At 66.1% G+C, this 19,514-nt stretch carries 20 protein-coding genes and 1 other RNA gene; 16 read left to right on the top strand and 5 right to left on the bottom strand.

Annotated features, from left to right (window positions below; all coding sequences use genetic code 11):
- The first annotated feature begins 140 nt into the window (after nt 1-140).
- The 13 genes from phoA to NN4_RS18190 all read left to right on the top strand — a co-directional run bounded on the left by phoA (nt 141) and on the right by NN4_RS18190 (nt 13,158).
- Nucleotides 141-1,631 carry an alkaline phosphatase gene (gene phoA / locus NN4_RS18250; RefSeq protein WP_371865677.1) on the top strand — a complete coding sequence of 497 codons (1,491 nt, stop codon included), beginning with the start codon at nt 141-143 and terminating at the stop codon, nt 1,629-1,631.
- Nucleotides 1,632-1,707: 76 nt separating this feature from the next.
- Nucleotides 1,708-2,772 (top strand): metallophosphoesterase, encoded by a 1,065-nt coding sequence (locus tag NN4_RS18245; protein WP_147132546.1) that lies wholly within the window; start codon nt 1,708-1,710, stop codon nt 2,770-2,772.
- Nucleotides 2,773-2,839: 67 nt separating this feature from the next.
- The gene (locus tag NN4_RS18240; protein ID WP_147132543.1) at nt 2,840-3,073 is read left to right on the top strand and encodes a WLR motif membrane protein; all 234 of its coding nucleotides are present in this window, start codon (nt 2,840-2,842) and stop codon (nt 3,071-3,073) included.
- A 56-nt stretch (nt 3,074-3,129) separates the two neighbouring features.
- Nucleotides 3,130-3,603: an SsrA-binding protein SmpB gene (gene smpB / locus NN4_RS18235; protein WP_107658851.1), complete on the top strand. Its 474-nt coding sequence runs from the start codon at nt 3,130-3,132 to the stop codon at nt 3,601-3,603.
- Entirely contained in the window at nt 3,600-4,463 is an 864-nt protein-coding gene (locus NN4_RS18230) for an EamA family transporter (RefSeq protein ID WP_186818495.1), read from the top strand. Before smpB ends, NN4_RS18230 begins: the two co-directional genes overlap by 4 nt.
- A gap of 89 nt (nt 4,464-4,552) precedes the next feature.
- Nucleotides 4,553-4,924: a transfer-messenger RNA gene (ssrA, locus tag NN4_RS18225) on the top strand.
- 548 nt (nt 4,925-5,472) lie between these two features.
- Nucleotides 5,473-6,789 (top strand): Fic family protein, encoded by a 1,317-nt coding sequence (locus tag NN4_RS18220; protein WP_222595099.1) that lies wholly within the window; start codon nt 5,473-5,475, stop codon nt 6,787-6,789.
- A gap of 99 nt (nt 6,790-6,888) precedes the next feature.
- Complete coding sequence (locus NN4_RS18215) at nt 6,889-7,356, top strand: NUDIX hydrolase (RefSeq protein WP_147132537.1); 468 nt, start codon at nt 6,889-6,891, stop codon at nt 7,354-7,356.
- Nucleotides 7,357-7,448: 92 nt separating this feature from the next.
- Nucleotides 7,449-8,357: a LysR family transcriptional regulator gene (locus NN4_RS18210; protein WP_147132534.1), complete on the top strand. Its 909-nt coding sequence runs from the start codon at nt 7,449-7,451 to the stop codon at nt 8,355-8,357.
- 216 nt (nt 8,358-8,573) lie between these two features.
- Nucleotides 8,574-9,128: a cysteine dioxygenase family protein gene (locus NN4_RS18205; protein WP_147132532.1), complete on the top strand. Its 555-nt coding sequence runs from the start codon at nt 8,574-8,576 to the stop codon at nt 9,126-9,128.
- Between the two features lie 39 nt (nt 9,129-9,167).
- Nucleotides 9,168-10,412: a pyridoxal phosphate-dependent aminotransferase gene (locus tag NN4_RS18200; protein ID WP_147132529.1), complete on the top strand. Its 1,245-nt coding sequence runs from the start codon at nt 9,168-9,170 to the stop codon at nt 10,410-10,412.
- Between the two features lie 100 nt (nt 10,413-10,512).
- Entirely contained in the window at nt 10,513-12,279 is a 1,767-nt protein-coding gene (locus NN4_RS18195) for a sugar-binding protein (protein WP_246180935.1), read from the top strand.
- 219 nt (nt 12,280-12,498) lie between these two features.
- A complete protein-coding gene (locus NN4_RS18190) occupies nt 12,499-13,158 on the top strand; it encodes an RraA family protein (RefSeq protein ID WP_147132526.1) in 660 nt (219 codons plus the stop codon).
- A gap of 14 nt (nt 13,159-13,172) precedes the next feature.
- Here NN4_RS18190 and NN4_RS18185 read toward each other — a convergent pair whose 3' ends face one another.
- Nucleotides 13,173-14,597: a pyridoxal phosphate-dependent decarboxylase family protein gene (locus NN4_RS18185; RefSeq protein WP_147132523.1), complete on the bottom strand. Its 1,425-nt coding sequence runs from the start codon at nt 14,595-14,597 to the stop codon at nt 13,173-13,175.
- 204 nt (nt 14,598-14,801) lie between these two features.
- Between NN4_RS18185 and NN4_RS18180 the strand changes: the two genes are divergently transcribed.
- The gene (locus NN4_RS18180) at nt 14,802-15,236 is read left to right on the top strand and encodes a MarR family winged helix-turn-helix transcriptional regulator (protein WP_147132520.1); all 435 of its coding nucleotides are present in this window, start codon (nt 14,802-14,804) and stop codon (nt 15,234-15,236) included.
- A gap of 118 nt (nt 15,237-15,354) precedes the next feature.
- Nucleotides 15,355-15,936: a TerD family protein gene (locus tag NN4_RS18175; RefSeq protein ID WP_135232881.1), complete on the top strand. Its 582-nt coding sequence runs from the start codon at nt 15,355-15,357 to the stop codon at nt 15,934-15,936.
- Between the two features lie 13 nt (nt 15,937-15,949).
- Here the strand turns inward: NN4_RS18175 and NN4_RS18170 are convergent, their stop codons facing one another.
- The 4 genes from NN4_RS18170 to NN4_RS18155 form a co-directional block, all read right to left on the bottom strand.
- Nucleotides 15,950-16,576 (bottom strand): SAM-dependent methyltransferase, encoded by a 627-nt coding sequence (locus NN4_RS18170; RefSeq protein ID WP_147132517.1) that lies wholly within the window; start codon nt 16,574-16,576, stop codon nt 15,950-15,952.
- Nucleotides 16,573-17,325 (bottom strand): PIG-L deacetylase family protein, encoded by a 753-nt coding sequence (locus NN4_RS18165; protein WP_147132514.1) that lies wholly within the window; start codon nt 17,323-17,325, stop codon nt 16,573-16,575. The genes NN4_RS18170 and NN4_RS18165 overlap by 4 nt, the downstream gene beginning before the upstream one ends.
- Complete coding sequence (locus NN4_RS18160; RefSeq protein WP_147132624.1) at nt 17,307-18,251, bottom strand: acyl-CoA dehydrogenase family protein; 945 nt, start codon at nt 18,249-18,251, stop codon at nt 17,307-17,309. The genes NN4_RS18165 and NN4_RS18160 overlap by 19 nt, the downstream gene beginning before the upstream one ends.
- 68 nt (nt 18,252-18,319) lie before the next feature.
- On the bottom strand, nt 18,320-19,021 hold the full coding sequence (locus NN4_RS18155) for a glycosyltransferase family 2 protein (RefSeq protein ID WP_147132511.1): 702 nt from the start codon (nt 19,019-19,021) through the stop codon (nt 18,320-18,322).
- A 214-nt stretch (nt 19,022-19,235) separates the two neighbouring features.
- On the opposite strand from NN4_RS18155, the gene NN4_RS18150 reads away from it, so the two are divergent.
- Nucleotides 19,236-19,508, top strand: a complete 273-nt coding sequence (locus tag NN4_RS18150; RefSeq protein ID WP_147132508.1) for a GlsB/YeaQ/YmgE family stress response membrane protein — start codon at nt 19,236-19,238, stop codon at nt 19,506-19,508.
- Nucleotides 19,509-19,514: the final 6 nt, after the last annotated feature.

Raw genomic sequence — 19,514 nt, 5'->3', positions numbered from 1 at the left:
TGCAACGTGTTCACTTATGCGAACATGTGAATGAGTAATCGTGTGGTAACCGTGCGGTTGCTCGATGCACCCTTTTTGTTCAGACGACCTCGTAAAGCTCCGAACATCCCATGTATCTACGAACAACGGAGTTTTCGCTGATGCCCTCTGTCTCGTCGCGCCCCATGCCCCGCCGTTTCCGCGCCGGTGCCGTCCTGGGTGCCGCCGTTCTCGTCGGAGCCCTGGCCGCCTGCGGTTCGTCCGACACCACGAAGCAGGGCAACGGCGAACTCCTCAGCCCGGGTGCCAAAGGCGCGCTGAGTGATAACGGCGGCGCCCGCCGCACCACCGGCGACCGGACCGACGCCCTGCGCGCCTCGCTCAACGGTAACCAGGCCAAGAACGTCATCCTGCTGATCGGCGACGGCATGGGCGACTCCGAAATCACCGTGGCGCGCAACGTCGCCGAGGGTGCGGGCGGCTACTTCAAGGGCATCGACGCCCTCCCGCTCACCGGTTCCTACACCCACTACTCCCTGGACAAGAAGACCGGAAAGCCGGACTACGTCACCGATTCCGCCGCCAGCGGCAGCGCGTGGGCGACCGGAACCAAGACCTACAACGGCGCCATCGGCGTCGACCTGAAGGGCGCCCCACAGACCAACCTGCTGGAGATCGCGAAGGCCAACGGCAAGGCCACCGGCAACGTGACCACCGCCGAGATCCAGGACGCCACCCCGGCCGTGCTCGGCGCGCACGTCACCGACCGCAAGTGTTACGGCCCGGAAGAGACGGCGCTCAAGTGCCCGACCAACGCGCTGGAGCAGGGCGGCCTCGGCTCCATCAGCGAGCAGTTGCTGAACACGCGTGCCGACGTCACCCTCGGCGGTGGCGCGAAGAGCTTCGACCAGAAGGCGGCCGCAGGCCAGTGGCAGGGCCAGACCCTGCGCGACCAGGCCAAGGCCCGCGGATACAACGTCGTCGCCGACAAGGCCGGTCTCGACGGACTCGCCAAAGCCGACCAGGACGCCCCCGTGCTCGGTCTGTTCAGCCCCGGCAACATGCCGGTGCGCTGGACCGGTGACCTCGCCGTGCCGAACGGCTTGAACCTGCCCGCGCAGACCTGCCGCCCCAACCCCGAGCGCGCCGCCATCCAGCCCGACCTGGCCACGATGACCCGCAAGGCGATCGACCTGCTGAAGCCGCGCAAGGACGGCTTCTTCCTCCAGGTCGAGGGCGCCTCGATCGACAAGCAGGACCACAATGCCAACCCGTGTGGCCAGGTCGGTGAGACCGTCGACCTGGACGAGGCCGTGCGGGCCGCGCTCGATTTCGCCGAGCAGGACGGCAACACCCTCGTGATCGTCACCGCCGACCATGCGCACAGCAGCCAGATCGTCCCGCTCGACACCAAGTCTCCGTCGCTGACCAGCAAGGTCGTCACCAAGGACGGTGCCGAGATGGGCGTCTCCTACGGCAACGCCGACGCGGGCGGCTCGCAGGAGCACACCGGCACCCAGCTGCGCGTCGCCGCGTACGGTCCGCACGCCGCGAACGTGGTCGGCCTCACCGATCAGACGGATCTGTTCTTCACCATGTCCGACGCGCTCGGCCTGGACCGGAGCAAGAAAGCGCTAGCCGCGGCAAAGTAGTCCACTCCCGGCCCACCCGGCATCGCCATGGGCGAGGATGATAGCCGGGTGGGCTACGGACTCTCGAGGACATCGCATGCATGACAACAGTTTTGGTCGCCGGGGCTTCCTGGCCGGTGCGGCGGGGATCGCGACGCTGGTCGGCTTGACGCCCGCCCAGGCGGTACCGGTTGCGGACAGCGTGACCAAGTTCGGCTTCCCGACCGGAAACCGGTTGCGGGTGCTGGTGACCGGTGACGCCGGCACCGGAACGCGCACCCAGTGGGCGGTCGCCGACGCCATGCGTGCGTTTCACCGCCGGGAACCCGTCTCCCTCGCGCTCGGCCTCGGCGACAACATCTACGAGGCGGGCCCGAGCAGCGGCACCGACCGTCAGTTCGCCGACAAGTTCGAAAACCCCAATGCCGGACTGGATTTCCCGTGGTTGATGGTGCTCGGCAACCACGACACCAGCTCCGTCCTGCCCGGTGACGGCGGCTGGCTGCTGCGCGGCAACCACGAGGTCGAGTACCACGCGAACTCGCCGCGCTGGTGGATGCCCAGCCGGTACTACTCGGTGCGGGTGCCGGAGCACAACCCCGTCGTCGAGTTCTTCGTGCTCGACCTCAACCCGCTCGCCGCTTATATCCCGCCGGTCTTCTCGCCCTACTGGGCGGTGGACGGACAGTTCATGAACGAGCAGCGCGCGTGGTTCGACCAGGCGGTCGCGGCGTCCACCGCCACCTGGAAGATCGCCTGCACCCACCACCCGTACCTCAGCAACGGCCCGCACGGCGACGCCGGAAACTACGAGGGCCTGCCCATCGAACCGATCAACGGCATCCACGTCAAGCGCTTCATCGAGGATCACGTCGCGGGCACCTGCCAGTTCCTGCTGTCCGGGCACGACCATGCGCTGCAGGTGCTGGAGCCGACCATCGCCTCCAAGGGCACCAGGCAAATCGTGTCCGGCGCGGCCGCGAAGGTCGTCGGTGCCGAAGACGCCAGACACCGCGCCGGGAATACCGCGCTGTTCGAGAACTATCACCAGCTCGGCTTCATGGTGCTCGATCTCACTCCGACCGCAGTCGACCTGCGCGTCTTCACCGTCGACGTCGCCGACGCGGTCCCCACGGAGGTCTTCGCCCGACGTCTCGCCTGAGTACCAACTCTGTTGCGGCGCGCGGGAATTACGGCAATCGGCGCCGGGCCCCACTACGGTGCTGGCTATGGCTACCGGTGATGGCCCTGACGATGGCGAAGCGTCGGGCAGTTCCCCTGGTTCCGAGGCCCCGGACGCGCCGCCGAACGTCCGCAGGGAGACCGACCCGTCGGTGGAGAGCGTGTGGCTGCGCCATCGCCTGCCGCCGCGGCCCGGCAGACCTCGTGTTTCCACCGTCTTGCTCGTCGTCGCCTTCATCTCGTTGCTCGCGTTGTGGGTCGTCCTGCGCCCTGGCGGTTAGTGCCGCGCCGCGACCTGGGAATAATCCGGTTGCCGCGTCACTTAAGGTTGATCGTTATGAAGGAACAGGGGCGCAAGGTCATCGCGACCAACCGCCGGGCGCGGCACAACTACACGATCCTGGACGTCTACGAGGCCGGGATCGCGCTGGTCGGCACCGAGGTCAAGAGCCTGCGTGAGGGCAAGGCCTCGCTGGTCGACGCGTTCGCGACGGTCGACAACGGCGAGGTGTGGCTGCGTAACCTGCACATCCCGGAGTTCAGCCACGGCACGTGGACCAACCATTCGCCGCGCCGGACCCGCAAGTTGCTGCTGCACAAGCGGGAGATCGACCGGCTGGTCGGCAAATCGCGTGAGGGCAACCAGACGCTGGTCCCGCTGTCCATGTACTTCTCCGACGGCAAGGTCAAGGTCGAACTGGCCCTGGCCAAGGGCAAGCAGGACTACGACAAGCGGCAAGATCTGGCAAAGCGCACCGCCGAGCGCGAGGTCACCCGCGAGCTAGGGCGGCGTATCAAAGGCATGCGCTGACCGCCATCCTGCTGTCGCTGGTAGCCGCCTTGGGCTACGGCGTCAGCGACTTCTTCGGCGGCGTCGCGGCCCGCAAGGTGACCGCGCTGCGGGTCGTCATCTACTCCTACCCGATGTCGATCGTGCTGGTGCTGCTACTCCTGCCGTTCGTCGACGGGGTAGCGGACGTCGCGTCGATGGGCTGGGGACTGGCGGCAGGCGTGGCCAGCGGCGTTGCTGTCTGGTGGTTCTACGCCGCGCTCGCCAGCGGCCCGATGGCGGTGGTGTCGCCGCTGACCGCGGTGCTGGTGGCCGGCATCCCGGTGCTGGTCGGCCTGATCGCCGGGGAGCGACCTGGACCGCTCGCCTTCGTCGGCATCGTTTTCGCGTTGGTGGCGGTGTTGCTGGTCAGCCGGGAGTCCCCGGACGCCGTCACCGAGGAGATCACCGGCGGCCGCGAACTGCGATTCACCAAGATGGTCGCCTTGCTGACCGTCGGATCCGGCTTGGCGTTCGGCCTGATGTTCGTTTTCATGCACGAGACCGCCGCGTCCGCCGGGCTCTGGCCGCTGCTCGCGCAGCGGGTCGCGGCGACCGGTGTGGTGTGGGTGACCGCATTGACGCGCGGCGAGTTCAAGCGGTTACGTGGCGAACCCTTGCGACTCGCGTTCTACATCAGCGTGCTGGACGTGATCGGCAACGCGGCGCTGCTGTACGCCTTCCACGGCTCGATGCTCGCCCTGGTCAGCGTGATCGGCTCGCTCTACCCGGCGGCCACCGTGCTGCTCGCCATGGTGTTGCTCGGCGAACGCGTCGGCAGACAACAGCAGGCAGGCATGGTCCTCGCCCTCGTCGCCGTCGGACTTATCGCCGCAGCTTGAGCGGGGTCCGGGACACCAGGCCAATAATGGGAAGAAACGGTCCCTGGCCGGTGTTAATATGAACAGCCCGGCAAGGTGTCGGGACGTACGGGGCTGAACGGTTTCGACTTTGTACGTAGATTCAGGGGAAGCGTGTCGGTGCAGGCAAGAGACCACCGTAAGCGTCATTGCAACCAATTAAGCGCCGATTCCAATCAGCGCGAGTACGCCCTCGCTGCCTAAGTAGCAGGTCGTCTCTGTCAGTCCGGGTTCGTCCCTCGACCCGGGTACTGGCATCAGCTAGAGGGACTTACCGTCCTGGCCGGTCGCGGACCAGGATGGAACATCGAACAGCGACTGGGATCGTCATCTGAGCTTGTTCGCGAGACCCAGAGATCCGAGTAGAGACACAGCGAACTGCACACGGAGAAGCCCTGGAGACGCGGCGGAGGACCCGGGTTCGATTCCCGGCAGCTCCACCCAGAAGGCCCGGTCCACACGGACCGGGCTTTCATCGTTCCCTACGAAGTCTCACGCCCATCCTGCCGACGCGACCACCAGCCCTCCCCGCTCGCCAGCCCCGATGCCGCGCCCCCGGGCCCCCTCCCAGGTGTGCCCACCGAAGTCTGGTCCCCGGCTCGCCAGCCCCGATGCCCGCGCCCCCCGGACCCCCACCGCGGTGCGCCAGTCCCGATGCCGCGCCCCCAGACCCCTCCCCGGTTTGTCCTTAGACCTGCAAGTTCAAATAACGTCAAATTGAGTCAAAATTTGAACTTCGCCAGTCGTCGTGGCGGTGGCGGGCTCTCCTCAGAGCCACCTCGACTTCCTGAGTTTGCGCAGCCCACCTGGCTCAACAGGAAGGTCAAACGAAGTTCAAATTAAGTCAAAATTTGAACTTGGGCTAGAATAGTGCGGTCGAGGCGAGCCATCCCCGCGCTTCGTCTGCGACCACCATGCACTCGAGCCGATGTCCGGCTGACGGAAGGATCGAGCCATCAAGACTCCCGCTCCACCGCCAAGCATGAGGGAGTTGCTGAACAAGTTCAGCAGCGGTAGCGGCACGCGCTTGCTGAGGGTGATGGAGTCGGCTGAAAGCACCGCCGTCGCGCCCTATCTTCCGTGGGACAAGTTCAGATACAAGACTCCGCCGGACGGCTTGACAGTCGAGGAGTGGTGGTTCGCGAACAAGATGGGGCGACTGTCGATGCGTCGCCGGTTGCCGTTGTATTCGGTTGCCGGAGAACCGTTTGCGTATGCCCTTCCCGATGAGGTGTTGCGGCTACTGGATGAAGTTGCGCAGCGAGCCAGTGGTCAAATTGCCGCGCCTGAACAGGTTACGAATCCTGCAACAAGGGATCGGTATGTGGTCAGTTCGCTCATCGAAGAGGCTATTGCCTCCAGTCAATTGGAGGGTGCCTCGACCAGTCGGTTGGATGCCAAGAATATGATCAGGCATGGCATGCGGCCCAAGGATCGTAGTGAGCAGATGATCCTGAATAACTACAATGCAATGATATTTGTGCGGGAGAACAGGAATGCCGAGTTCACTCCCGAAATGGTCTGCGAACTTCACAGGATAGTGACCGAGGGCACGCTCGATAATCCGGATTCGGCAGGCAAATTGCAGAATGACCCTGATCCCGCCGATCGTGTCAAGGTGTTCGATGCCGCAGACAACGTCTTGCATGTCCCGCCGCCTGTCGATCAGCTACCGGCGCGACTGCAAGCCTTGTGCGACTTCGCAAACGCCAAGTCGGATGACAAGCGGTACTTGCCACCCGTGGTCAGGGCACTGGCGATCCACTTCATGGCGGGCTACGACCACTATTTCGAGGATGGGAACGGTAGAACCGCCCGTGCTCTCTTCTACTGGAGCATGCTGAAGCAGGGATACTGGTTAACGGAGTACCTGACAATATCAAAAATTCTCAAGAAGGCTCCGTCGAAATATTCGCGTTCATTCATCTATACGGAGCAAGATGACGGCGATCTGACTCATTTCATTATCTACCAGCTCCAGGTCCTGAAGCGGTCGATGAACGAGTTGGATGATTATCTCAACCGCAAGGTGCAGGAAGTGCAGCACGCGCGAACGCTCCTCTCGGGTTCCGGCGAGTTCAACTATCGTCAACTAGCGCTACTGGAGTCGGCGATGCGAAATTCTGGCAACGAATTTACGGTCAAGTCGCATAGCAAGAGTCACGGAGTCTCGGGTCAGACCGCCCGCAACGACTTATACGACTTAGAGAAGCGAGGTCTGCTCGAGCGATTCAGTATCGGCCGGGTCTACGCATGGTCGCCCGTCCCGGATCTGTCCGAGACGCTGAATAAGGCTGCACCGGGCTGACACGCCTGCAGCCGCGACATCACTTACCCCGGGGTGGCTATTCGCAGCAGTGTCGACGTGCGGGCAAGTTGTTCGACTACGAGAGAAGCGGGTCAACCGATGAGTGGCGCTGCTTGGGAACCTGATGAGGAGACGAAACGTCCGCGGCACAAGGTGACTGGGGATGTTCACCTGTTACTGCGGCGCGGTGACCGAGTGTTGTTCGGCAGGCGGCAGAACACTGGTTTCGAGGATGGGGCGTGGCATCTGCCGTCTGGTCATCTGGAGGCGGGTGAGTCTGTGGTTGCGGCTTTGATTCGTGAGGCCGAGGAAGAGATTGGGGTGGTGGTCGAGCCGGGCGATGTGGGGTTCAGTCACGTTATGCACAACTCCTCGGCTGGTGGGCGGGTGGCGTTCTTCTTCACTGTGACTGAGTGGGAGGGGGAGCCTGTCAATAGGGAACCTGAGAAGTGCAGTGCCCTCGGCTGGTTCGCGGTCGACGAGTTGCCGGAGCACATGATCGGGTACTGCGAAGTGGCTATGCAGCATGTTGCGGAGGGAAAGCCCTTCTCTGTCTATGGGTGGTAGCTGACGAGGGTCAGGCAGGGGGTGGACCTGCTGACTTCTCCCCAATCCCCGCGAAACCCTATGCACCCCAAAGAAATGCTTATTCTGGACCGATGTTCGACTCACGGCATGTTCGGGTGTTCGACGAGGTCGTGCGGACGGGCTCGTTTGCGGCGGCGGCGCGGAGTTTGGGGTATACGCAGCCGGCGATCAGTCAGCAGATGAAGGCGTTGGAGCGGTCGGTGGGGACGCCGCTGTTCGTGCGGGTGGGGCGGGGGTTGCGGTTGACGGATGCGGGGCAGGTGCTGGCGCAGCATGCGGCGGGGATTCTGGGGACGATCTCGGCGGCGCAGCAGCAGATGACGGCGATTACCCGGTTGAAGACGGGGCGGGTTCGGGTGTGTGCGTTTCCGAGTGCGAGTGCGACGTTGGTGCCGTCGGCGGTGGCGGCGATCAAGACGCGGCATCCGGGGATCCGGGTCGAGTTGTTCGATGCAGAGCCGCCGGATTCGGTGGAGGCGTTGCGGCGGGGGGAGTGTGACATCACGTTGGCGTTCACCTATGACGCCTCGAGTGAGCAGCCGGAATCGGATGACCTGTACAAGGTTTCGTTGCTCAACGATCCTTTGATCGTGTTGCTGCCGAAGGGGCATGCGCTGGCGCGGCGGCGAACGGTGGAGCTGGCGCAGCTGGCGGACGAGCGGTGGATCGCCGGATGTGTGCGCTGCCGTAGCCATTTCATCGAGTCGTGCGCGACCGCCGGTTTCGAGCCGCACATAGATTTCACGACGGACGACAATCTCGCGGTGCAGAGTCTGGTGGCGGCGGGCACCGGGATCGCGGTGATGCCGAGCATGGTGCAGTCGTTCATCCGCCATCCGAAGGTGGTGAGCCGTCCGGTGATTCCGGTGGACTCGCGGACGGTGGCGGCGTACGCGCTGGCCGGTCATCACAACATTCCGGTCACCCGGCTCATGATGGAGGCGTTGCAGGTCGCCGCCGATGAGATGAGCGGCAAGTGAAACAGCCTGCCGCACACATAACAGATCCTTTGGTTACGGCAACAATGTCTAAGTAGACCGTAGCGTTGCCGCCATGCAAGCTGGTCGACATAAGCCGACTCCAAAGCCTGGCCGTCAGTGATCTTCCGTTGCTGGGCAAGGTGTTTCAAACGAGTCGGCAGCGCCGCTGATCGAAGGTGCGGCGCGCGTTGGTCTACTTGTTCGATCGGAGTCGCCATGTCCATCAGTACTGCTGCCCCGTGTACGCCGGTCCTCACCGATCTGGTCGCCGCGGTGCGCGAAGTCGTCCGGCGTGAACGCCCACCGGCCGAGGCTGCACAGCTCGTCGCCAATCGGCTCGAAGGCTTTCTGGCGCAGCCGAATCTGCTGCCCGCCGAGTTCCGGGAGGGTTCGCCGGAGAAGTATCGACAGCATCTCGTGCACACCGAGGACGACGGGAGTTTCTCCGTGGTGGCCCTGGTGTGGCTGCCAGGGCAGCAGACGCCGATTCACGACCATGTGTCCTGGTGTGTCGCAGGGGTTTACGAGGGCGCCGAGACCGAATGGCGCTACGAATTGCGTGGCGAGGGTGAGTCGGCCCGGCTCGTCGCGGTGGATCACGTGGTCAACGAGGCGGGCACCGCTTGCGGTTTCGCCCCGCCCGGCGACATCCACCTGGTGCGCAACGCCGGTACCTCGACGGTGATCTCGATCCACATCTACGGCGCGCACATCGGCAAACTCGGCACCAGCATGCGCCGCGAGTACCGCCTGCCCGTCACGGACGAATAACCAAAGGCCCCAGCCGCTTTCGACATCAGGAGATGACCCTTGGTACCGCGCTCGGCCACGCTGGCCCTCAACGAATCGATCAACGCACGCCGGGCGGCCGGCCAAGACATCCTGCATCTCGGCTTCGGTGAGGCAGGACTGCCGGTGCTGCCCGAGATCGCCGCCGCACTGGCCGAGGGCGCGACGGAGAACTCTTACGCCCCGGTGGCCGGGACCGTCCGGGCCCGCGAAGCCGCGGCGCGGTACCTCTCGCGGCGTGGTCTGCGCACGGACACCGAGCAGGTCATCCTCGCGCCGGGCAGCAAGGCGCTGCTGTACGCGGCCATCGCGGTGCTGCCGGGCGATGTGGTGCTGCCCATCCCGTCCTGGGTCACGTATCCAGCGCAGATCGGTTTCCTCGGCAAACGCGCCATCGGGGTGCCGATCCCGCGTATCGCGGGTGGTGTGCCGGACCCGGACCTGCTCGAACCTGCGCTGACGAAAGCCCGCGAGGCGGGCGCAGACCCGCGGATTCTCATCCTGACCGTGCCGGACAACCCCACGGGAACCATCGCAGGCGCGGACCTGATCGCCCGGGTCTGCGAGATCGCCGACCGGCACGGCATGACCATCATCTGCGACGAGATCTACCGCGACCTCGCCTATGACCCCGAGGCGATGCATAGCCCGGCGACCATGCTGCCGCACCGGACCATCGTCACCGGCGGACTGAGCAAGTCCATGGCGCTCGGTGGCTGGCGGATCGGCTTTCTCCGCACCCCGCCTGGCCGAGCGGGACAGGAGTTGGCAGCGCAGATCACCGGACTCGGTAGTGAAGTCTGGTCCTGTCTGGCAGGTCCGATGCAGGCGGCGGCGGTCTTCGCCTTCGACGCACCTGCCGAGGTGACGGCGCATATCGCCGCGAGCCGGCGATTGCACGCCTCGGTAGCGCGCGCGGCACACACGGTGTTCGCTAAGGCCGGGGTCGCGTGCCGGGCACCGCAAGCCGGGTTCTATCTCTATCCCGATCTCGAGCTGTTCCGTCCCGCATTAGCCGCCCGTGGCATCGAAACGGGCGTGGCGCTCGCCGACCATCTGCTCGACGAGTACGGCATCGGCGTACTGGCAGGCGAGCATTTCGGGGACACGCGGGAGAGTCTGCGTTTCCGGGCGGCGACGAGCCTGCTTTATGGGCAAACGGCTGATCAGCGCTGGGAAGCATTGGGTAGCAACGATCCGACGTCCCTGCCGTGGATCGCCGCGGCACTCGACCGGCTGCACACCGCACTGCAATCGCTGGGCTGACCCCGACCGCCTCGCCGGGGAGGCCGCACCCGAGGCTCGCCCCTCCGCATGCCTCGCCTATGTTCGGCACTGACGTGCGACAAGGCGACTGGAGGTTCGGGTGGCGGGAGGCTTCGAGGCGATACTGCGCCGTCGAACGGTCCTCGCCGCCGGGCTGGCCGCCACCTGGCTGGTTGCGGACAGCTCCTCGGCCAGCGTCGCAAGCACGGATCCGGCGCACACCGACGTGTTGTTCATCGGTGCGCATCCGGACGACGAGTCGAGCAACCTGGCCACGTTCGGGCGGTGGCGCGACGAGTTCGGCTGGACCACCGGCGTCGTCACGGTCACGCGCGGCGAGGGTGGCGGCAATGCCGTCGGGCTGGAAGAAGGCCCCGAGCTCGGGCTGATCCGCGAGACGGAGGAACGCAAGGCGAACGCCCTCGCCGGGATCGAGAACATCTACTACCTCGACAAACCGGACTTCTGGTACACCCTGTCCGCACCGCTGACCGCGCGTGTGTGGGACGAGCAGGACACTCTCGCCAGGCTGGTGCGGTTGGTCCGGCTGACCACACCGCACACGATCGTGGTGATGGACCCTCGACCGTTCGATCAGCATGGCGGACACCAACTCTCGGCGCGGCTCGGTATCGAGGCGTTCCGGCTGGCAGGCGATCGGCAGGTCTATCCGGAACAGCTCACCGGTGAGGGACTGTCGGTGTGGCGTCCGACCAGGCTGCTCGCGCAGAACTACGGGTTCGGCACTTTGCTCGGTCCGGAAGCAGCCGAACTGCGGCACACCGATCCCGACACCGGGTTGCCGGTCACCGGCGTCTGGTCTGGTGTTCGCTCGCGCGCACACAACACGACCTGGGCGCAGGTCGAACGCGACGCCACTCGGCTATATCTGACACAGGGTTTCGCCGCGAAGCCTGCGCAGGTTCCGACCGATCCGAATCAGCTCGGTTCCGAGTGGTTCACGGTGCTGGCCGAGGACGGTCGATTCGTCGAGGTGCCGGTGCATCGGCAAACCGGACTGAAACCGCGGTACGCCGAGTTCGCGGAGTGGGCCGACCGATCCGGGTTGCCGTGGTTGGCCAACCGGGTCCAGCCGGACTATCCACCGAATCCGAGCACCGTCGTCCCGGCCGTGGCGATCGCGCCGATTCTGAACGGCATCGAGGGACCAGGGGAGTACCCGGGACCTGAACTGCCGCTTGCTATTTGGCAGGGCGGCGGTGGGTGTGCGGCGACTGCAAAGCTTTCCAGGCATGACGACGATTTATATGTGCTGGTCAACATCGCCGATGACCGTGAAGGCGCTGCACTGGAAGCCGACGACATCAAAAGGCATTGGCGGACAGACTCGGTCGAGATCGCCATCGACCCGAGCGGCACCTCCGACGACACTTCGACCACCTTCAAGACCGGCATCCTGCCGTACACCGCAAACCGAGGCGGACCGGCCGCAGAGCGCGACGCCGACAACCACCAGGGCGCATCGCTACCGGGGATGCAGGTGGCATCGCTGGTCACCGAGCCGTACCGCGGCTACTCGATCGAGGTGAAAATCCCCCTCACCGCGCTGCCCGAACCGGTCGATCCCACCCGGTTCGCGATGAACATCCTCGTCTACGACTCCGACACCGACGACAAAACCGGCCGAACCCGCCTGGCCTGGTCACCATTCGGCAGCGCCCAAGCCGACCCCTACGTCTGGGGCACCGCAATCCTCGCCGTCTACCGAGCACACCCGACCCCCGAGACACCACCCGTCATCCCCCGAACCGCCGCCCGAAGCGCCGACTCGCCCGCTTCGCTGGCCCAGACCCGGCGCACCGGAATACCGATCGCGGGCAACCCGAGACCCAAGCCCGCACGCTAGCCGGCCGTCGCTGTCGGCGGTGTGATGTGCGGCTTTCCAAGCTCCACCGTGTTTCGTCCGGTAGCGCGAGGCAGAGTTTCTGCTGGCAGAAAGCCTGGGATCGTTGAACAAGTAAGACCCGCCGCAACTTCCGTCCGCGGTCGAGGCAGCTACCCGAACAAGGCCCGGGAAGTAAGGTTTGGGGGACTGGACACTCCGAGCCTCGAAGGGGCGGCGCTGATGCTGACCGACGAACTTGTCGCGAAGGTTCACTCTGTCGATACGACCGCACTGTGCGACGCGGACAAGTCGATGCGGGTGATGGACACCGGGATTCGGGCACGGTCGGCCGAGGTACGGATCCTCGGACCCGCGTTCACCGTGCGCTGCCGGGGCGACTTCTTCGCGGTACTGCGAGCGATCGAGTCCGCCGCACCCGGCGATGTGATCGTGGTAGACGGCGACGGAAGCGAAATCGCCTTCGCGGGAGAGATTTTCGCGCGCGGCGCGCAGGTCCGGCAGCTCGGCGGAATCATCATCGACGGGGGATACCGCGACATCGGTTATGTCCGCCGCTGCGAGCTGCCGATCTACAGCCGATACATCACTCCCATGGCGGGCACCACCGCTCAGCTCGGTGAGCTACAGGTTCCGGTGACCTGTGGCGGCGTCGCGGTGGCGCCCGGCGACTTGATCCTGGCCGACGAGGAGGGGGTCATCGTCATCGATCCGGATCGCCTCGAGCACCTCGTCGACGCCGCGACGGCCGTCAAGGATGCCGAGGCCAGGGTGATCGCGAAACTGGACGCGGGCGCGACGTTGAGCGACGCGATCAACGTCGCCGCCCACACTGAGGCGCTCCGCAACGGTGAGCGTTCGTCCCTGAAGTTTTTAGCCTGAGCAACGCTGAAAGCCTATAGCCCAGGCCCTATTTCGCGAATCACCTGAATCAGCAGATCCGCTTCGGGCTCGGTGATGCGCCAGTTGACGAAAGTCGGCCGCAGCGCGGTCATGCCTCGATACGTGGTGGTGCCGACATAGACGCGCCCGTCGTCGAGGATTGCCGCGCCGAGTCGAGCGTTGAGGGCGTTCAGCTCGCCTTCCGGCACACCGGGCGGACGGTATCGGAAACAGGTGACGCACAACTGAACCGGCGCCAAGAGCTCGAAGTCGGCTGCCTCGTCGACAACCCGGCCGAGGTGAGCGGCCACGTCGAGGTGACGTTCCACCATGTCTCGGTAACCCGCACGGCCGTAAGCACGCAGTGTCGCCCAGATGGGGAATGCGCGTGCACGGCGCGAGGATTCGGGACCGTGCATGTTGTAGCTGACCTGCTCGTCATCGAGGGTCGGCAGGTAGGCGGCACCCCAGCCGCCGAAAGTCTTGCCGAGCACCGTGTTGTCCTTGACGAACGAAAACCCGCTCTCCTGCGGCACATTCAGCCATTTGTGACCGTCGGCGGTGATCGAATCCGCGCGCTCGACGCCGCGGGCGAGGTGCGCCGTGCGTGGTGAGACCGTTGCGAACAGTCCGAAAGCGCCGTCCACGTGCAGCCAGGACCCGTATTGCTCGGCCAGGTCGGCCAGGTCATCGATGGGGTCGGAGTCGCCGGTGTTCACCTCACCGAGGTTGCCGACGATCACCGCGGGCGCGCCGTCGAGCTCGATCAGCGCCTGTTCCAGCGCCGCCAGGTCGATCCGTCCGGCATCGTCACGGACGAAGGTGCGCAGGGTATCTCGGCCGCAGCCGAGGATCTGCAAGGCCTTGCGGGTGCTGGCATGCACCAGTCCGCTGGTGAACACCGGCAGCTGTGGCAGGCCGGCCAATCCTTGGGCGACCACGTCCACCCCGTGCCGATCTGCCCACCAATAACGGGCCGCGGCCAACCCGGTCAGGTTCGCGAAGGTGGCGCTCGGCGTGAGCACCGCGCCGAAGTCTTGCGGCAGGCCGAACAGATCCTTGAGCCACCCGAGCACGACGGTCTCGGTGCGCGACGCCAGCGGCGAGGTGACCCACAGGCCCGAGTTCTGGTCCAGCAGTGCGGTTATCCAGTCCCCGGCCAGTGCCGCCGGTGTCGCCCCGCCTACCACGAGATGGAAGAAACGCGGCCCGGCCGAGTGCACCGACGCCTGCGTGCCGACCGCGAGCAACCGCTCGATCGCCGCCAGCGCACCATCGCCGTCTTCGGGCAGCGGGCCGCCGAGGTCGTCGATCAGCGGGTCCTGGGTGGCATCGTGCACCGGTCGCTCCGGCAGGCTGTCCAGATACGGTCCCGCCGCCTCGTGTACCAATGCCAACGCGTGCGCCGCGACGTTCTGTTCTTTCCACGGATCAGCCATGCCCCAGCGAACCGCGCGTCGGCCGCCTTTGTAAATAGCCAGTCGGCCAAGGTGATCCGCGCTCGCCGTGGCCGAGACTCGCCGGGACTGTCTGCGGTCTACGGCCGCCGCCCAACCGGCACGGCCGCCGAAAACGCCGTTTCGAGGTTTGAGTGTCAAAGTAACTTCATAGGAGACTTCAAGTAGCTGTCTACACTGTGGTCCGTGACAGCGGACCTGCCTGAAGCAGACCTCGGTTATCGCCTGCTCGCCGAGCTCCGTACGGTTTCCGACCAGCTCGACGCCGCCCTCGTCAGCGTCCTTCGCGACCTGGATCTCACCGTGCCGTCGGCGAACATGCTCTGGCATCTCACCCCGACGGCCGCGCCGCCCTCGATGTCCGAGCTCGCCCGCCGCACCTGCAGTGACCCGTCGACGGTCACCTTCATCGTCGACAAGCTGGAGAAACGCGGCACCGTCGAGCGACTACCCGGTCCGGACGACAAGCGGGTGAAGGTGGTGGCGCTCACCGTGGCCGGCGTGACGCAGCGCGAAAAGCTGGTCGACGCGATGACCCGGCATCTGCCGCTGCGTCGGCTGTCGGCCAGGGAGCAACGTCAGCTGCACCGGTTGCTGTCCAAAGCCACATCGAGCGCTTGAGCATCGGCGAGAGCCATTAGCTATCAATGGATTTCACGGTTGCCGGTGTTGTCGCCCATTAGCCGAATGAGAATCTTTCCGGCGCTTGAAGTTCCGAAACCCCCGCTAATCTGAACCCATGATCACGCTCAAGAAAGAAGACGGCGCCGCGGATCTCGCCGGCGTCACCAAGCTCAGCGTCGGAGTGAGCTGGGATCCCTCGGCGGGTGCCAGTGGTGGGGCGCTCGGCTGGGCGCGCCGCAAGAAAGGCGTCGACCTGGACCTGATCGCCATTCTCATGCAGGGTGCCGAGCCGGTCCGCTTCGCCGGGCTCGACTCGCTCGACCCGCTGGGTAACGGCTCCGTGCTGCACAGCGGTGACGAGCAGTCCGGCGCCGCCGCGGGCGACGACGAGACGGTGCACGTCACCTTCGCCGACGTGCCCGGCGGCATCGACGCCATCATCTTCGTCGCGGTGGCCTTCAAGAAGGGCAGCTCATTCGAGAAGGCCAACAACATCAGCTTCAAGGTCTACGACGCCAGCGGCGGCACCAGCCAGCAGGTGGCCGACATCTGGCCGTCCCTGCTCGGCACGGACAACGCCAATGCCGTTGCCCGCGCGTTCCGTTCCGGCACCACCTGGCAGCTGGAAGTGCTGAACCGCAAGGGCAAGATCAAGCAGGGCGACAAGCAGGCGCTGCTCCGCTTCGCGATGGCGTAGGCCGTCGGCGCGGTCACGTGAGGTGCTCGGTGGTCGCGACGGAGACCGGGTCGCCCGCCGTGAAGACGTCGAGCAACATGTCTTCGTCGTGATACCCCGCCAGCGCCGTCAAACCCTGGGTGGTGCGGGCGATGGCGTGTACATGATCACCGGAGAGCGGGTATTCGGGCACCTTGCGGCGCCAGTGCACGCAGAGCAGCGTGCCGTTCGGTTCGAGATGCTGCACCGCCTGCCCGAAAGCCGTACGCAGGGTGGTGGAATCGAGGTAGTAGCAGACCTCGCTGAGCACGATCAGGTCGAAATGTTCGTTGGGCCATTGCTCACCGAGCGCCCAGCGGCGGAATTCGACTGCGCCGCGCGCGGATTCGGGCAGGCGATCGATGCGTTTGCTTGCCGAGTCGAGCGCTTGGGCTGCGATGTCGGTGCACACCAGCCGATCACAGCGGTCGGTGAGCTCCACCGAGAGGGTGCCGATCGAACAGCCGGGCTCGAAGGCGTTGTGGTAGCGGGCTTTCGGTAGCGCCCCCATAGTGAGTGCGCGTTTGCGCTGCTCGTACCAGCGGGTGGTGAAGCCCCACGGGTCGGGATCGTGGGCGTACATGTCCTCGAAATAGTCCGCTGCCAGCCCGGTCCCGTTCATACGAAGAACGTTTCCGTGTTGCCGGTGAACCGGTCGAGCACCGCGGGCGGCAGGATAGGCTGGTCGGCGGGATCGTCCGACATCGGCAAGATCTGGCTGCGGAATTGCGCGAGGGCGCGCACCTTGGCCTCGACCGCCGACCCGGGCAAGGTCAATGTTCGGGCCCGGCTGGCAGGCACCACCGGATGTTCCGGAGTTGCCCAGTGCCACATCCAGACCGGGAACTCCAGCAGCCGGGTCGCGGTGCCCGCGCAAGCCGCGGCGGTGGCCCGCCCGACAGCTTCGTGGTCCGGGTGGCCGTCGCGCCGCCAGGTCGTCGCGCACCAGGCACCCGTGCGGCCGCAGCTGGCGAAGATGTCCGACAGTGCGTCGGTAACCGCGGCTTCATCGGCGGCCACCCGGCCGTCGCCGATGCCGAGCCGGATCGGTGCGTCGACGCCCAATTCCTGGGCCGCCCGGCGCGATTCCTGCACCCGCAGGTCGGCGAGTTCGGACGGCGCGCAGGTGGGGGAGCCCGGATGCGACGCTTCACCGTCGGTCACCGTGACGATGGTGACCGGCAGGTCGCGCGAGCGTGCCAGCGCGATCAGACCGCCGACCCCGAGCACCTCGTCGTCGGGGTGCGGCGCGACGACGATCAGGTGCCGCCAGCCGGTCAGCGAGAGTTCCGGGCGACGGTGGCGCCAGCGGGCCCAGGTGCGCTCGGGCGTGCCCCGGGCAGCGAGATCGATCAGCGGTTCGGCAACCATGAGTACTCCCTTTCCGCATAGTCACGGCCGAGCTGGGCCAGATCCTGCTCCGCGTGGCTCTGCCGGAGGTAGACGGTGAGGTCGGCGACGCGTTGTGCGTGGTCGGCGTCGGCGCACAGCGGAGCGGCCCCGAGCGCCCGGCCGACCCGGTCGAGAGTTGCCGTCGCCGCGTCCTCGACGACGGCCCGGACCGTCCTGGCGCGCAGCCGCGCCGTTTCCGAGCGGTCGGTCGGGTCTGCGTCGGTCTGGTGCGCGGCCTCGGTCAAACACAGTGCGGCGGCTTGCAATCCGCTCATGACGGCGCCGAGGTGGGCCAATGCGTGCTCGTCGGTGGCGCGGTCGTGCAGGGTGCGGGCGACGGCACTGGCGCCGCCGTACCAGCAGGCCGCCACGCCCATGGCGCCGTGCCAGAACCCGGGCCGGGCCAGGTACGCACCGGGGCCGCCGATCGGCTCGGCGGCGGCCGCGTGGAAGTCCACTGCGCCGGAGTCGGATTCCCGCATGCCCACGGCATGCCAGGTACCGGGCACCGGCCGCACCGACGGTTGGCCGAGGTCGACGGCGAACAGCCTGCGTTCCTCGCCGGCGCGCGCGGTGACCAGGGCGTGGGTGCAGATCGTCGCGCCGGAGCACCACGGCTTACGTCCGTCCAGCGTCCATCCGCCCGGTCCGAACCGGGCTTGCAGCACCGGCTTCGGGGGCTCGGCGGCCCACACTCCCCAGATCTGGCCGCGCTCGACGGCACCACCGCCGAGCTCCGCCAGGATCGCCGCCGCATCGGCGTGCGCCTCCACCATCCGTCCGACCACCACATTGCCGAAGGTGAAATCGGCGAGCGTGCGCCAGCGGTCGATGGTGTGGCCGGACCCGGGAGCGGGGAGTTCGAGCCGACCGGAATCGGCGAGCCGCCGTAGCGCGCTCGCCATCGTGCCGGTGGCCGCCGGTGCGGTCGAGTCCGCCGCAGCCGCTGACCGCAGGACCTCGGTCGGCGACATCAGGCGCTCCTGCGCTGGGTGCTGGGCGAACTCTCGATTCGCCGCAAATGAGCAGCGAACCCTTGCGGTGCGCGTCCGACCCGGCGTGCCGAAGTGATGACTCGGACGTCCTCGGCCCACGCGATCCGCGCGCCATCGGCCACCATGCGCGTCACCAAGTCGACGTCCTCACCGGTCCGCAGCTGCTGGAAACCATCGACCCGCCAGTAGGCATCCGCGCGAAAGCCCAGATTCGCGCCGTGTATGTGGCCGTGCGGACCGCTCGTGCGGTACTCGTCTTCGTAGCGTCGCCGGGTGGCGGGCGTATGTGGGGCCCAGTCGCGGACCTCGACGATGCCTGCGACAACATCGCTTCCGGCGCGGGCGTAATCGAGCTGCCTCCGCAACCACAGCTCGTCCACCTGGGAATCAGCGTCGGTGGTTGCGAACCAGGTCTCGGCGCCACAGGCCGCACCGGCATGCAGGAAGCCACGCGCGCGGGCCGCACCGACATTGCGCTCCTCGACCCGCATGACCTCGACCTCCGGCGGCGGCACCTGCTCGGATTCGTCGGTACAGGCGTCCAGTACGAGTTGGATACGGACTCGCACGTCCACCCGCGCGGCCGCTCGCGCCAATGCCGCCAGACACTCCGGAAGCAGGCGCCCCTCGTTGCGTACCGGGACGACAACCACTATCCGTGCGACAGCATCGCCGGGCATCGCGGGATCGTGCCGATCGGCACGCGTGGTAGGGGCCCTGTCGTGCGGACGTGCGGTGGTCATTGCCCCCGGCTACCCGGCGGCAGTCCGAGCAAACGGTCAGCGAGTCTCGATGTGGTGAAGCTCGCGGCTCTGCTTGGGCTGCGCTGCGAGGGGTATGACCGCCGCAGCGCGTTCTTTTCCGGCGTGCCAGAACCAACGTCAGGAGGACATCATGCTGGGTCTCGGGATCATCGGATGGATCATCATCGGCGGCCTCGCCGGCTGGCTGGCCAGCAAGATCATGAAGACGGACGCTCAGCAGGGGATTCTGCTGAACATCGTCGTCGGCATTGTCGGCGGTCTGCTCGGCGGCTTCCTGTTGAAGGCGTTCGGCGTCGACGTCGAGGGTGGCGGGCTGTGGTTCAGCTTCTTCACCTGCATCGGTGGCGCGGTGATTCTGCTGTTCCTGGTGGGTTTGGTGACCGGACGACGAGTCTCGCACTGATCGCCG

The organism is Nocardia ninae NBRC 108245 (assembly GCF_007990755.1).
Lineage (GTDB): Bacteria > Actinomycetota > Actinomycetes > Mycobacteriales > Mycobacteriaceae > Nocardia > Nocardia ninae.
This window is presented reverse-complemented; position numbering and strand designations above follow the sequence as displayed.